This window comes from Ruegeria sp. BH6, assembly GCF_056538105.1.
Map to the genome: position 1 here is coordinate 166,617 of NZ_JBQFSR010000007.1, position 13,124 is coordinate 179,740.

The 13,124-nt window shown below is 58.1% G+C and carries 15 protein-coding genes; 5 read left to right on the forward strand and 10 right to left on the reverse strand.

Going from position 1 to position 13,124, the window contains the following annotated elements; genetic code table 11:
* Positions 1-230: 230 nt before the first annotated feature.
* Complete coding sequence (locus ACR0B8_RS15340) at positions 231-974, forward strand: hypothetical protein (RefSeq protein ID WP_170361864.1); 744 nt, start codon at positions 231-233, stop codon at positions 972-974.
* Between the two features lie 220 nt (positions 975-1,194).
* On the opposite strand, the gene ACR0B8_RS15345 is transcribed toward ACR0B8_RS15340, so the two are convergent.
* The 6 genes from ACR0B8_RS15345 to ACR0B8_RS15370 all read right to left on the reverse strand — a co-directional run bounded on the left by ACR0B8_RS15345 (position 1,195) and on the right by ACR0B8_RS15370 (position 7,402).
* Positions 1,195-1,662, reverse strand: a complete 468-nt coding sequence (locus ACR0B8_RS15345) for an Hsp20 family protein (RefSeq protein ID WP_170351869.1) — start codon at positions 1,660-1,662, stop codon at positions 1,195-1,197.
* Between the two features lie 122 nt (positions 1,663-1,784).
* The gene (locus ACR0B8_RS15350) at positions 1,785-2,600 is read right to left on the reverse strand and encodes a trypsin-like serine peptidase (protein WP_170361863.1); all 816 of its coding nucleotides are present in this window, start codon (positions 2,598-2,600) and stop codon (positions 1,785-1,787) included.
* Positions 2,597-3,388, reverse strand: a complete 792-nt coding sequence (locus tag ACR0B8_RS15355) for a trypsin-like serine peptidase (protein WP_226689697.1) — start codon at positions 3,386-3,388, stop codon at positions 2,597-2,599. Before ACR0B8_RS15355 ends, ACR0B8_RS15350 begins: the two co-directional genes overlap by 4 nt.
* 118 nt (positions 3,389-3,506) lie before the next feature.
* The gene (gene glcF, locus ACR0B8_RS15360; RefSeq protein WP_226689696.1) at positions 3,507-4,823 is read right to left on the reverse strand and encodes a glycolate oxidase subunit GlcF; all 1,317 of its coding nucleotides are present in this window, start codon (positions 4,821-4,823) and stop codon (positions 3,507-3,509) included.
* Between the two features lie 4 nt (positions 4,824-4,827).
* Complete coding sequence (locus tag ACR0B8_RS15365; protein ID WP_480658871.1) at positions 4,828-5,928, reverse strand: FAD-binding protein; 1,101 nt, start codon at positions 5,926-5,928, stop codon at positions 4,828-4,830.
* A gap of 25 nt (positions 5,929-5,953) precedes the next feature.
* Positions 5,954-7,402, reverse strand: coding sequence for an FAD-linked oxidase C-terminal domain-containing protein (locus ACR0B8_RS15370; RefSeq protein ID WP_480658869.1), 1,449 nt, complete (start codon positions 7,400-7,402; stop codon positions 5,954-5,956).
* A gap of 82 nt (positions 7,403-7,484) precedes the next feature.
* Between ACR0B8_RS15370 and ACR0B8_RS15375 the strand changes: the two genes are divergently transcribed.
* Entirely contained in the window at positions 7,485-8,195 is a 711-nt protein-coding gene (locus ACR0B8_RS15375; protein WP_170361859.1) for a DUF599 domain-containing protein, read from the forward strand.
* Positions 8,196-8,230: 35 nt separating this feature from the next.
* Complete coding sequence (locus tag ACR0B8_RS15380; RefSeq protein WP_170361858.1) at positions 8,231-8,578, forward strand: hypothetical protein; 348 nt, start codon at positions 8,231-8,233, stop codon at positions 8,576-8,578.
* A gap of 3 nt (positions 8,579-8,581) precedes the next feature.
* On the opposite strand, the gene ACR0B8_RS15385 is transcribed toward ACR0B8_RS15380, so the two are convergent.
* The 4 genes from ACR0B8_RS15385 to ACR0B8_RS15400 all read right to left on the reverse strand — a co-directional run bounded on the left by ACR0B8_RS15385 (position 8,582) and on the right by ACR0B8_RS15400 (position 11,457).
* Complete coding sequence (locus ACR0B8_RS15385; protein WP_170578480.1) at positions 8,582-9,067, reverse strand: flavodoxin family protein; 486 nt, start codon at positions 9,065-9,067, stop codon at positions 8,582-8,584.
* 1 nt (position 9,068) lies between these two features.
* Positions 9,069-9,539, reverse strand: coding sequence for a 23S rRNA (pseudouridine(1915)-N(3))-methyltransferase RlmH (gene rlmH, locus ACR0B8_RS15390; protein ID WP_170578478.1), 471 nt, complete (start codon positions 9,537-9,539; stop codon positions 9,069-9,071).
* A gap of 44 nt (positions 9,540-9,583) precedes the next feature.
* Positions 9,584-9,943, reverse strand: coding sequence for a ribosome silencing factor (gene rsfS, locus ACR0B8_RS15395; protein ID WP_058276550.1), 360 nt, complete (start codon positions 9,941-9,943; stop codon positions 9,584-9,586).
* 164 nt (positions 9,944-10,107) lie between these two features.
* Positions 10,108-11,457, reverse strand: coding sequence for a mechanosensitive ion channel family protein (locus ACR0B8_RS15400; RefSeq protein WP_226689693.1), 1,350 nt, complete (start codon positions 11,455-11,457; stop codon positions 10,108-10,110).
* 90 nt (positions 11,458-11,547) lie between these two features.
* On the opposite strand from ACR0B8_RS15400, the gene ACR0B8_RS15405 reads away from it, so the two are divergent.
* On the forward strand, positions 11,548-11,646 hold the full coding sequence (locus ACR0B8_RS15405; protein ID WP_170351859.1) for an isopropylmalate isomerase: 99 nt from the start codon (positions 11,548-11,550) through the stop codon (positions 11,644-11,646).
* 53 nt (positions 11,647-11,699) lie between these two features.
* Complete coding sequence (gene leuC, locus ACR0B8_RS15410) at positions 11,700-13,103, forward strand: 3-isopropylmalate dehydratase large subunit (RefSeq protein WP_226689692.1); 1,404 nt, start codon at positions 11,700-11,702, stop codon at positions 13,101-13,103.
* The last annotated feature ends 21 nt before the right edge of the window (positions 13,104-13,124 follow it).

Consider the following 13,124-nt stretch of genomic DNA (forward strand, 5'->3'; position numbering starts at 1 on the left):
CGCTACAGCGTCAGGATTTTACCCGCTGCAGCCCGTGAACGCAGCTTTCATATGTTCGACAATTTCAGTTCTGGACGCGAGTTATCGGCAATCTCAAAACTAATTTTCACTTTTTAGTCCAAACACATCATGCTTGAGCAGCGGACAATACAAAACTGTCAAGCCCAGTATTTTACAAATACAATCATCCAAGCTAATATATCTCATTGATTGTTAGTGGGGTTTCTCTCATGAGTAAGATTAGAGCACTCATAGGTGCAAGCTTTGTGTCGATATTTGCTGTGTGCGCACATGCCACAACAATCAATGTGGTCGGATATAACCAAGAAGCGTACCGGGCCATGAATGGTTCTGTCTTCGAGGGCTTTGAAGCACTTGGCGGCACTCATGGTGAGGGTGAAGTGGCAAATGGTTTCTCAACCTCTGTCGGGTCATTCTCTACACTGGGCGGTGTCGGCACAGGTGGCACGGTATCCGGATTGGAAGGCAACACCGGCAGTATGCTTGCCTTGCGGCAAGGACACGTTTTTGGGCGCGAGAGCACGTCCCCTGACAGAGGATCCTGGTTCCTGGATAGTAATGATACCTGGGGGCTGAATTGGGACGTCGCACTTGCCGACGGGAAATCGTTTAGCAAATTGATGTTCGCCATTACCGACGCCAGCGATGCCGGTGGATTTCTGCGCATCAGTGCCGTTGGTGTGAACCATGAACTCAGATCCGGCCGCAAATTGCGGGATGGCAACGTTCGGCTGGTGACCATCGATTTTGGCAGGCCAACCAGAGCGGCAGAAGTGTCACTTGCCAATTATGCATCAGAGGGGGGGGAAGGTTCATTTTCGAACGACGGCTTCTCGATCGACGGAATACAGGTCGCGGCTGTTCCGCTGCCGCCTTCACTTCTGCTGTTGGGAAGCGCGTTTTTAGGCTTGGGCATTGTTACCCGCCGCAGAAGAAGACAAATCACAGCTTAATCACGCTTTTTGGAGTAGGGATATCTGCGTCATAAAGTAAAGGTGAATCAAGATTTCGGGCGTTTGCAACCCTGCAAGCGCCTTTTTCAATAGGACGACCCTATCCGATCGGCAGATAAAGCCCGACCCAAAAACAACGCCCCGCGTCTGGAGGAACGCGGGGCGCATGGTGCGACGACCCAGAGAGGAGGAGATCGCCGCGGCGTGTGGGTTGACCGCCTTAGTTCACGGCTTTTGCGTCGACCACATCCTTTTCAATGGCATTGGCCGATGCGATCTCGATCCGGCGCGGTTTAAGGGCCTCGGGCACCTCGCGCTTCAGGTCGATATTCAGCATGCCGTTTTCGTGGTTCGCGCCGGTAACACGCACGTGGTCAGCCAGCGCAAAGCGGCGCTCGAATGCACGGGTGGCGATGCCACGGTGCAGGTAGCTGCGCTCTTGGTCTTCGGCGGCTTTCTTACCGGCGACGATCAGCGCGTTTTCCTTCACTTCGACCGACAAGTCATTTTCCGAAAAACCGGCGACAGCGACCGAGATGCGATAGGTGTCGGCATCGGTTTTTTCGATGTTGTAAGGCGGATAGCTGGGCTGAGCCACGTCATTGGTCAGAACGCGGTCCATCATGTCTGCGATCTGGTCGAAACCAATGGTTGCGCGGTGCAGCGGTGCAAAATCAAAAGTACGCATGTGTCATATCCTCATATCTGAGCGATCTACGATTTGCCCTCCGTTCGGACGGGCGATTGAGCATGCCAGGCCCCGTTCACGGCGACCCGGTACAATTCACATGGGGAGCATTTTCAACGAGTTCAAGACCCGTCGGATGAGATGAACTTGGCACCGGAACTGGACTTGTCCGACCCCACCTGCAACCGGCGTATCTTGGCCTTGGGCTGGGGTGCATCTCGGCGCAGGTCAGCTTTCAAATCAGAAACGATCCCAGACAGTTCCATGCCATACCCGACCTTGCGCCGACCATCAAAACCACCCGCGGATACAACCGACAGAATCTGCCAGCGCGGTCCCTTTTTTGCCAGAATGGCCGACCCCGAAGACCCAAAGGTTACGTCACAGTCAAAGCTGATCAGCCCGCGACCGCGTTGAAGGATGCTGCACGAACGCTGGCGAGTAATCGCCTCGGATCGGCCTTGCCCGTAGGATGCAACGCTGATCTCGTTGTCGTTGATCCGCCCCTCGTACAACGCAAACGGATCGGCGACGCCGTGCGGGACCGGGGCATCCAGACGCATCAGCGCCACATCGATGCGAACTCGCGGTGCCGAGACCGGCGCATTGGCCACAAAATCCGGATGGGTGGCGATCTGGATGACTTTGCGGTCGGCTAGAGAGTTACCGTTGCTCAATCCAGCACGAAACGTCACTTCTCCGGGTTTATAGGGCCGGCCGGTGGCCTTATCCAACGCACAATGAGCCGCCGTCAGAACCAGATCCCGTGCAATCAGCGTGCCGGTGCAAAAGCCCTTATTGCCGATATCCAGACGGCCCACCGCCTCCCAGCCATAAAGGTCGTCACGATCCGTCAGCTTGCGTTTTGCGGTTTGCGCATGGGATGCAGTCGACAAGACAGACAAGCATAAAAATGTGCCCAGCAGAATTCGTATCATGGCTTGATGAACCTCGCGCCAATGTTTCTTTTGGATGTACCCTCAGGGGTCGCAGCCAGAAACCCGCGCCCAGCCGACAGTTCAGCTTGCAACAGGCGCAGCGACCCTTCGACCGGGGTACCGACGGCAACGCGCTGGCCGTTCAACTCGGCCTTGGCAGCCACCACGGACACGATGCGCGGGCGGTCACCCTCAAAGGAAAAAACCGGCGCGCCCGAAGAGCCGAACTCGACATCGCAAGACATCACCAGAACTTCTGACCGGCGGGTCATGACCGAGCAGACCTCTTGCAGCGCCGGGGCTTCAGCCCTGTCCTGCCCGTACGAGACAACGCCCACCTCTTCCCCCCGACGCGGGCGATCGCCGGTTTCAAACGGGATCACAGTGGTGTTGCGAATGGGTTGCCACAACTCGATCAGTGCAATGTCATTGCGCAACCGTGCCGTCGAAGTTTCGTTGTCATAGCGATAGTCCGGATGCACCACCGCCTGCCGCGCCGCACGATAGGCGGACGCGCGGCCCAGACGCCACGCGGCCAAAAACTCGACCCCGGACAGATCGATCCGCTGACCGGTTGTTTTGTCGTACAGGCAATGCGCGGCGGTCAGCACCAAAGTAGGTGAGATCAGCGTACCCGTGCAAAACCCCGATCCGTTTATATCCAGACGGCCAACAGCCATCCACGCCCGCCCGGCATCGGTGGTATCCAGGCTTTTTAGCCCACTATCCTGCGCCGCGGCCGCTATCGGCATCAATGCCAGCGCTAAAGCCCTGATCCAGTTTTGCAAGCGGTTCTCCGGCGTTGCTGTTGGATCACCTTCCTACGGTCGTGGTTGGGCGAAAATAGGGCAGCCGTGCCGGGTTTGGTTTCGTCCGAAAACTGATGCGCTGCTGCATCAACCAGGCTTATCTGAGGATCGGAATCTGTGCCCCATCACCCGGTTGCAAGGCCCGTGGTTTGGGGCCACCGGTGGCCCAGTCCAACAATTCAACCGTGTGCAAAACCGGAATATCTGTGCCCGAGCCGATTTGCATCATGCAACCAATATTGCCCGCCGCGATCATGTCGGGCTTCTTGGCCTCAAGCGTTTTCACTTTGCGCTGCTTCAACTGGCCCGAGATTTCCGGCTGCATCAGGTTATACGTACCAGCGCTGCCACAGCACAAATGGCTGTCAGCAGGCTCTAATACGGTGAATCCAGCCTTTTTCAACAAAGTCTTGGGATGAGTTTTGATCTGTTGCCCATGCTGCAGAGAACATGCCGCGTGATAGGCAACGGTCAAGTTCTGGTTCGTACCTTCGGGAAGGTCCAGAAGCATCAGCAATTCGCTGACATCCATCGCGATATCCGCCACCCGCGCGGCGTCTTCGGCCAGCGGATCGTTTCGGAACATGTGCCCGTAATCTTTGACCGTCGTGCCGCAGCCCGAGGTGTTGATGACAATTGCGTCCAAGCCATCGCCATCCATCTCGGCCGTCCAGGCCTTGATATTGGCTTGGGCCGCTTTGTGACTGTCGCCGGTCTTGCCCATGTGATGGGTCAGCGCGCCACAGCACCCGGCCCCTTTGGCCACCACAACCTCACACCCCAACCGGGTCAGCAGGCGAATGGTTGAATCGTTGATATCGGTGTTCAGCGCCTTTTGCGCACAGCCCGTCATCAAAGCTACGCGTTTCTTGCGCGGTCCCTTGGACAAAAAGCTTTGCGGGTCGTCATTTCGGCTGACCGGAGGGATATGCTTGGGCGCCATATCTAACATCGCCCGCAGCCGCGCATCCGGCATGAGAAAGCGAAACGGGCGGCCCAGTTTCGCCCCAAGTAGCGCCCAGCGGAATCGTGTCGGGTAGGGCAGAATTTGCGCCAGTATCCAGCGCAGCGCACGATCACTGAAGGGGCGATTGTAATTCTGTTCGATATAGTCCCGCGCGTGATCAACCAGATGCATGTAATGCACGCCGGACGGACAAGTTGTCATACAAGCCAGGCAGGACAGACAACGATCGATGTGTCGTACCGTTTTTTCATCCGGCACACGCTCATTCTCAAGCATGTCCTTGATCAGATAGATACGTCCGCGCGGGCTGTCGAGTTCGTCGCCCAGTACCTGATAGGTGGGGCAGGTGGCAGTACAGAACCCGCAATGAACACAGCTGCGCAGAATTTCATTCGCGCGCTGGGTCGCCGGGTCCTTTAGCTGTTCTTCGGTAAATGTCGTCTGCATCAATTTATCCCATCAGGCCCGGATTGAAGAGGCCGCGTGGATCAAAACGCTGTCTTAATCCTCGTGTTAGAGCCTTAAATTCGGCAGGTTCAGGCTGAAATTGACCCAAAGTTTCTATTGTATCTGCTCCAGCCCGTACCAGTGTTGCGTGGCCGTCAAATGCACCCAAACGTGCGCGCAGATCGGTTCCTTGTGAGACCCGCGCCCAGATCAAACCCCCGCCCCAATCGAACAAAAGCTGGTCCGCCGCCAGACGCCTCGAAACTTCGGGCGCGTCGCTTGGCTTGACTGAAATCCGCCAGACGTCGCCGTCCTGACCCCGAAACGGTTTGACATCACGAAGGCCTCGCCACAGGTCCGCAGGATCCGGGATTTCTTTGACCTCACCGAATCCGGTCAATACGGATCTCAGCTGGCCCAAGCGATAGGACACCGAATCGGAAAACCCCTCGATCCGCAAAAAGGTGCGCCCATCTTGAGGGTCATACGCGGCCCCGTTGACCTCAAATGGAGATTTCAGCGCTGCGGACATGGCTTGCACTGCGTCTTCAGCATCCGCGACCTGTACAGCCAAGGTCGCGGTGGATTCGGACTTTGGCAGCACTTTCAGCGACACTTCGGTTAAAATCCCCAACGTGCCCCAGGAACCTGCCATCAGTTTGACCAGATCGTATCCGGTGACGTTTTTCATCACCCGGCCACCGTTCTTGATCACCTGCCCATTGCCATCGACATACCGCACACCCAGCAGGAAATCCCGGCAGGCCCCGGCTTGAATACGCCGTGGGCCCGAGATATTGGCCGCCACGACACCGCCGATGGTGGGCTCTCCGCCCGTGCCCAGCAGACCACGATGATCCATAGGCTCAAACGGCAATTGCTGACCTTCTGCTTCCAGAGCGACCTCAATTTCGGCCAAGGGTGTACCGGCCTGCGCCACAAGGGTCAGCGCGCCGGGTTCATACAAATTTATGCCGCTTAAGCCCACGGTGTGAATGGTTGCGTCTGGCCCGCCAATACCACGGGTGCCACCACCGGCAATACGCACCGGATGGCTCAGTCCGGCCACCATCTCGGCCAGTTCGGTTTCCGTCTTGGGTTTCATCGCATATCTTTTGTGTTAGAGCCTATTATTTTGCAGCCAGACGCACATCGCGCCGGGATGCTGACGCGTTCAGAGGGAACACTTTGGCGGGGTTCAGCAACCATTTCGGATCAAACACATCCTTGATCGACATCTGTGCTTCCAGGTCTTGCGGCGCGTATTGATGTGTCATCAAATCCCTCTTTTCCACGCCTACCCCGTGTTCACCCGTCAGGCAGCCGCCTACATCGACGCATAGCCGCAGAATGTCGGCGCCAAACGCCTCGCATTTCTCAAGATCACCGGGTTTGTTGGCGTCGAACAGGATCAGAGGGTGCATGTTTCCATCACCCGCATGAAACACATTACCGACGGGCAGGCCGTAGTCTTGGCTCATCTCGCCGATCCGGCGCAACACTTCGGGCAGGGACGAGACCGGGATCGTACCGTCCAGACACATATAGTCGTTCATCTGCCCCATGGCCCCAAAGGCCGATTTCCGGCCCAACCAAATCTTGGCGCTTTCCTCAGGCGATTGGCTTTCGCGAATTTCCACCGGGTTATGGCGTTTGGCAATCTCGACGATCTTCGACAGCTGATAGTCGATCTCAGCCTCGGACCCTTCGACCTCGATGATCAGCAGCGCCGTGCAATCGGGATAGCCTGCTTTGGCAAAATTCTCACAAGCCCTGATGCACAGCGTGTCCATAAACTCGATCGCGACGGGCAGAATGCCCGATTTGATAATATCCGAGACACAATGCCCGGCGACTTCGTTGTCGTCGAAGCCAATCAGAACCGGCCGGGCGCCCTCGGGTTTGCGCAGTATGCGAAGCGTTGCTTCGGTCACGACACCCAATTGCCCTTCCGAGCCGCAAATCACCCCCAGCAGGTCCAATCCACCTGCGTCCAGATGCGCGCCGCCGATTTCAACCACACTGCCGTCCATCAATACCATGGTCACGCCCAGCAAGTTGTTGGTCGTCACACCGTATTTCAGGCAATGCGCCCCGCCGGAATTCATCGCGACATTGCCCGCGATGGCGCAGGCCAGTTGTGACGAAGGATCGGGTGCGTAAAAGAAATCCTCTCCCTCAACGGCCCCGGTCACGCTCAGATTGGTGCGGCCGGTCTGAACGCGGATAAAGCGATTGTCATAATCGGTCTCCAACACCTCGTTCATGCGGGCGATGCCCAGAATGACGCAATCCGCCGTCGGCAATGCCCCGCCCGCCAGAGACGTGCCCGAACCGCGCGGCACAACCGGCACGCCTTCGGCATGGCAGATGCGCAGCGCGTCCGAGACCTGTTGCGTGGTCGCCGGCAGCACCGCCAGCATCGGAGGACATTTATACGCCGTCAGCGCATCGCATTCATACGCGAGGGTTTCAGCAGCATCATGGATCACAGCATCTTGGGGCAAAACCTCCAGCAATTGCTGCAAAACGGCGTCCCTGCGGCGCAGAATATCTGGGTTTGGCGTTGGCATGTCCATAGCGAGCCCTCCGGTTTGGTAAATTAATATTACCAATTTCTACATCTGGCAAGTTCTCTTGGCCGCGCGTAGTGTCGCGACCATGACCTGGATTGAACGCGCCCTGGTGTTTTCACCACTCGACTATGCGGCCATTGTGCTGCTGTTTTGTGCCTGGCAGTGGATCGGCTGGCGGATCGACAATCCTTCACCGCGCAAAAACTCCGTCACGATGATGATGGATGATTTTCGCCGCAACTGGATGCACGAGATGGTAACGCGCCAACCGCGCATGTTTGATGCGCAGATGGTTGGCACCATGCGGCAGGGCAGCACGTTTTTCGCCTCGACCACGATGATTGCCATTGGCGGCGGGCTGGCCTTGCTGGGCAATACCGAACGTCTGGCCGGGGTGGCGCAGGATCTGGCCATAGGCAGCGCCCCGGCCTTGGTCTGGGAGATCAAGATTTTGATCGTACTGGCATTTCTGTCGAACGCGTTTTTGAAATATGTTTGGGCGCATCGCCTGTTCGGCTATTGCGGGGTGCTGATGGCCGCCGTGCCCAATGACCCCGAAGACCCGCAGGCCTATCCCCGGGCCGCGCAAGCCGCCGAGATTTGCGTCACCGCCGCACGCAGCTTCAACCGTGCCCTTCGGGCGACCTATTTTGCGCTGGCCTCGGTGACATGGATATTGGGGCCGGTTGCCCTGATCATCGGCACCACCGTCACCTTTGGCGTGTTGTATCGGCGGGAATTTGCCTCGCATTCACGATCGATCCTGATGGACCTGCCACCCAACACAGGTTCGTGATGACGCGGGTGCGTCGCACACCCTATGGTCAGCGCATGCGATACCTGATTCTCAGTGCCTTTCTGGCCAGCCCTGCCCTTGCCGATCCGTCGGTGATCGAGAATGTCTCGGCCCGTCAGAGCGGTGATACCTGGCGATTCGACGTGACGATCCGCCATCCCGATACCGGCTGGGATCATTACGCCGATGGCTGGCGCGTGCTGGATATGGACGGCAACGAGCTGGGCATGCGCGTGTTGCACCATCCACATGAGAATGAGCAGCCCTTTACCCGGTCGCTAAGCGGTGTGGCCATTCCCGAAGGTGCCACACAGGTTCAGATTCAGGCACGCTGCAGTGTTGATGGTTGGAACGAAGACACTACGGTCGTTGATCTGAACTGAGGCTCAGAACACGCCCAGGGTCAGACCCGCAGCCAAAGCAGCACCGATCTCGCGACATTGGTCCAGTTGGTCGTCTGGAACAGTCTTTTCCGCCAAAATCGCCTCGGGCGTTTGCGCATGGGTGCAGATGATCAGCGGTGGTTGCGCCTCTTTCAACCGCCAGCCGGTTGCGATCCGGGCGATTTGGCGCGCGGCGTTCTCGCCATCGGACCCGGCGCACACCATCTGGGCATAGGGACGGCCTTCGATCTTGCCCAGTACGGGATAATAGCTGCGGTCGAAAAACTCTTTCATCAAACCCGAAATCGCGGCCAGATTCTCGGGCGCGCAGAACAGGTAGCCATCGGCGCGCAGGAGATCGTCCGGTCCGGCCTGATCGGCGGGTTTCAGGATGGTTTCGGCCTCATCCTGCGCGGCCTCAGCCGCGGCTTCGGCCATTTGCCGGGCGCCGCCGGTGCGCGAATGGTAGACGATCAAAAGCTGCGCCATGTCAGACCCGGTGGTAAGGGCCGCCCGACAGGATGGTTGCAGCCCGGTACATTTGCTCGGCCAGCATCACACGGACCAGCATATGGGGCCAGACCATTGACCCGAATGAGATAGAAAAATCGGCCTCGTCCCGCAGATTAGGGTCTATTCCGTCCGCCCCGCCAATGATCAGCGCCAAATCCTGACGCCCGGCCTCGCGCCATCCGCCCAGTTTCTTGGCAAAATCCGGCGAGGACATCACCCGCCCGCGTTCGTCCAGGGTACAGATCACAGCCCCCTTGGGCAGTGCCTTGCGCAGCAGCGCACCTTCGGCCCCCATGCCTGCGTTTTTCTTGTCCTCAACCTCGATCACACGTGCAGGACCAAGGCCCAGTGCGCGGCCGGTCCGGTCAAATCGGGTCAGGTAATCGTCAAGCAGGGTCTTCTCCGGTCCGGCACGCAATCGCCCGACCGCACAAATGCTTATACGCATATTTCTCTCGCCGCCGGCCTGTTAATGCAGGCCGGGATGGCGCCTCAGTTCGCCGAGGCGCTGCCGCCCTGGGGCAGCCACATCTTTTCCAGCTGATAGAATTCACGCACTTCGGGGCGGAAGATATGGACGATCACGTCGCCCGTATCGATCAGCACCCAGTCGCCGGCATCCTTGCCTTCGACCTTCGAGGTGAAACCGAATTCCTGCTTGATGCGATCCGTCAATTTTTCCGCCATGGCCGAGACCTGACGGGTCGACCGACCCGAGGCAATCACCATGTGATCCGCAACCGAGGACTTGCCTTGCAGGTTGATCTGCACGACATCTTCGGCCTTGTCATCGGAAAGTGAGGAAAGGATACGTTCAAGCAGCTTGTCGCTGATTGACTGAGAGTGAGCCATTACATTGGCCCGGTCATCGGCGGGCAAACCCGCCTGAGTATGTAGAGACAGAACATAGTCCTCCTTTGCTGCGCGCCGTAAAACCCCGGCGCCGGGGTACTAATAAGGTAACAAGGGGAATGCAACATTTCAATGAAACGCCGCTATGCGGGGCGCACAGGGGATCACTCTTTGGCGACCTGTTGCGTGGCTGCGTCGGACAACAACCGAACCTCGCGCTGGGGGAAGGGGATGGAAATACCTTTGGATTTAAACGCATCCCACAGGGCCAGATAGACATTGCCGCGGATATTGGTCAGGCCCTTGGTCGGGTCACTGATCCAGAACCGCAGGACGTAATCCACGCTGCTGTCACCAAACCCGGTGATGTGGCAGACCGGCTCGTGCTTACCGCCACTTAAAACGCGCGTCACGGATTTGACCGCACCGATGGCCGTTGCACGGACATTATGCGGGTCGTCGTCGTAGCTGGTGCCGAACTCCAGGTCCAATCGCACGAATTTGTCGGAATGCGACCAGTTCACCACCTGATTGGTGATCAGATCCTCGTTCGGAATCAGGTATTCCCGCCCGTCCCGCGTCACGACCGAGACATAACGCGCGCCCAGCGCATTGATCCAGCCGAACGTGTCGCCCAACGAGATCACGTCGCCCGGCTTGATCGACCGGTCCATCAGGATGATTATCCCGGATATCAGGTTGGACACCACCTTTTGCAGCCCGAACCCGATCCCCACACCAATCGCACCGGACAGCAGCGCAATACCGGTCAGGTCAAACCCAAGCGTGCGGATGGCTGCCAGAAAGACAGCGCCATACAGCAGCACCTGAATGCCCTTAGCCAACAACACCTGCATGGATGGGGTGATGTCGTCATTGTTCATCAGCCCCCGCTCAGCCGCGCGGGTGCCAATACGGGCCAGCGTCAGCAAAAAACCGATTAGCAGAACCGCCTTGATGATCCCCAGCGCCGAAATGTGCAGATCGCCAATGGAAATCGCTACCCCGTCCAGAAAATCGGCCACGTCATCGGTCAGATTCAGCGCAATCAGCGTTGCATAGACCCACATGGCCCATTTGAATATCCGCCGCAGGGTCCGGTTGCGCACCAGCCGCGCCACCAGGGCAATGGCCAGCCACGCCAAGGCCAAAGTCGCAAACACGCCGATAATGTAACTGCGCGACGGCCAGGTGACTTGCTGCATCAAAAGATACAACGCCCAGGACATCACCACGAAATAAACCAGCGTCAGGCGCTGCATTAACTGCACCAAGGTACGCAGCCGCCATTTCGGCCAGCCCGAGCGGGACCGGGCCCAGGTCTCCCACCGGCCTTGCGTTGCCAATTTCAAAAGGAGGGCCAACCCCCAAAGAACAACAATGATGACCAACTGGTGCTGTCGCCAACCGGGGGTGACAATCAGTTCGACAAGGTTTTCGAATTGCACGGAAAAGCCCGCGACCATGTTTTCATAAAGGTCCGACAGCGAGCTGGGGATCAGGTCCTGATTCATGGTTCCAGCTTGGACAGCGTTGCACAATGATGCAAGTCTGACACCGGATTGAACCTTGATTGACAGCAAAGCCCGATATATCTGGTGCGCATGAGACTCAATCTGGCCCCTGCACCGACGTTGCAAGACCGCACGCGCCTGCGTGAACGGTTCTTTGGGGCCGCCCGCACGGTTCTGGCCCGCCTATAAGGCGCGTCCAGCCACTCGCCAGCTATTTCTCATTTAAATACGGGAGAGGACCAATGTCCCCCAAAACACTCTATGACAAAATCTGGGATGCCCATGTCGCGCACGAAGCCGATGATGGCACCTGCCTGCTGTATATCGACCGCCACCTGGTCCACGAAGTGACCAGCCCGCAGGCGTTCGAAGGCCTGCGCATGGCGGGCCGCAAGGTGCGCGCCCCGGAAAAAACCATCGCCGTGCCGGATCATAACGTTCCGACTACACCGGACCGCGTGAACGGGATCGAAAACCCGGAATCGCGCATTCAGGTCGAAGCGTTGGACAAGAACGCCAAGGATTTCGGCATTCACTATTACCCAGTGCATGACGTCCGTCAGGGCATCGTTCATATCGTCGGCCCGGAACAGGGCTGGACCCTGCCCGGCATGACCGTTGTTTGCGGCGACAGCCACACCGCCACCCATGGCGCGTTTGGCGCGCTGGCCCACGGTATCGGCACGTCTGAGGTCGAGCATGTTCTGGCCACACAGACTCTGATCCAGAAGAAATCCAAGAACATGAAGGTCGAGATCACCGGCAAATTGCAGCCAGGCGTGACCGCCAAGGACATCACTCTGGCCGTGATTGGTGAGACCGGTACGGCTGGCGGCACCGGCTATGTCATCGAGTATTGTGGCGAAGCGATCCGTGATCTGTCGATGGAAGGTCGCATGACCGTCTGCAACATGGCCATCGAAGGTGGCGCCCGGGCGGGCCTGATAGCGCCGGACCAAACGACGTTTGAATATGTCAAAGGTCGCCCGCACGCACCTAAAGGTGCGCAATGGGAAGCGGCTTTGAACTGGTGGAAAACGCTCTACACCGACGAAGACGCGTATTTTGACAAGGTTATCACTCTGCGCGGCGAAGACATTGCGCCAGTCGTCACATGGGGCACCAGCCCCGAAGACGTCCTGCCGATCACCGCAACCGTGCCGAACCCCGAGGATTTCGAAGGCGGCAAGGTCGAGGCGGCCCGTCGTTCGATCGAATATATGGGCCTGGAAGCGGGCCAAAGGCTGAGCGATGTGGAAATTGACACCGTCTTTATCGGGTCCTGCACCAATGGCCGGATCGAAGACTTGCGCGCCGCCGCCGAAATTCTGAAGGGCAAAAAGATCAAAGATGGTCTGCGGGCCATGATCGTTCCCGGCTCGGGCCTGGTGCGCGCGCAGGCCGAAGAAGAGGGTCTGGCGGATATCTTCAAAGCAGCAGGCTTTGAATGGCGTCTGGCTGGGTGTTCGATGTGCCTGGCGATGAATCCGGATCAGCTGGCACCGGGGGAACGCTGTGCCGCGACCTCGAACCGCAACTTCGAAGGTCGTCAGGGCCGGGGCGGACGCACCCACCTGCTGAGCCCTGCAATGGCTGCCGCTGCGGCAATTACGGGACGGCTGACAGACGTCCGTGAATTGATGTAAGGTCTCCTCATATCTAGATAT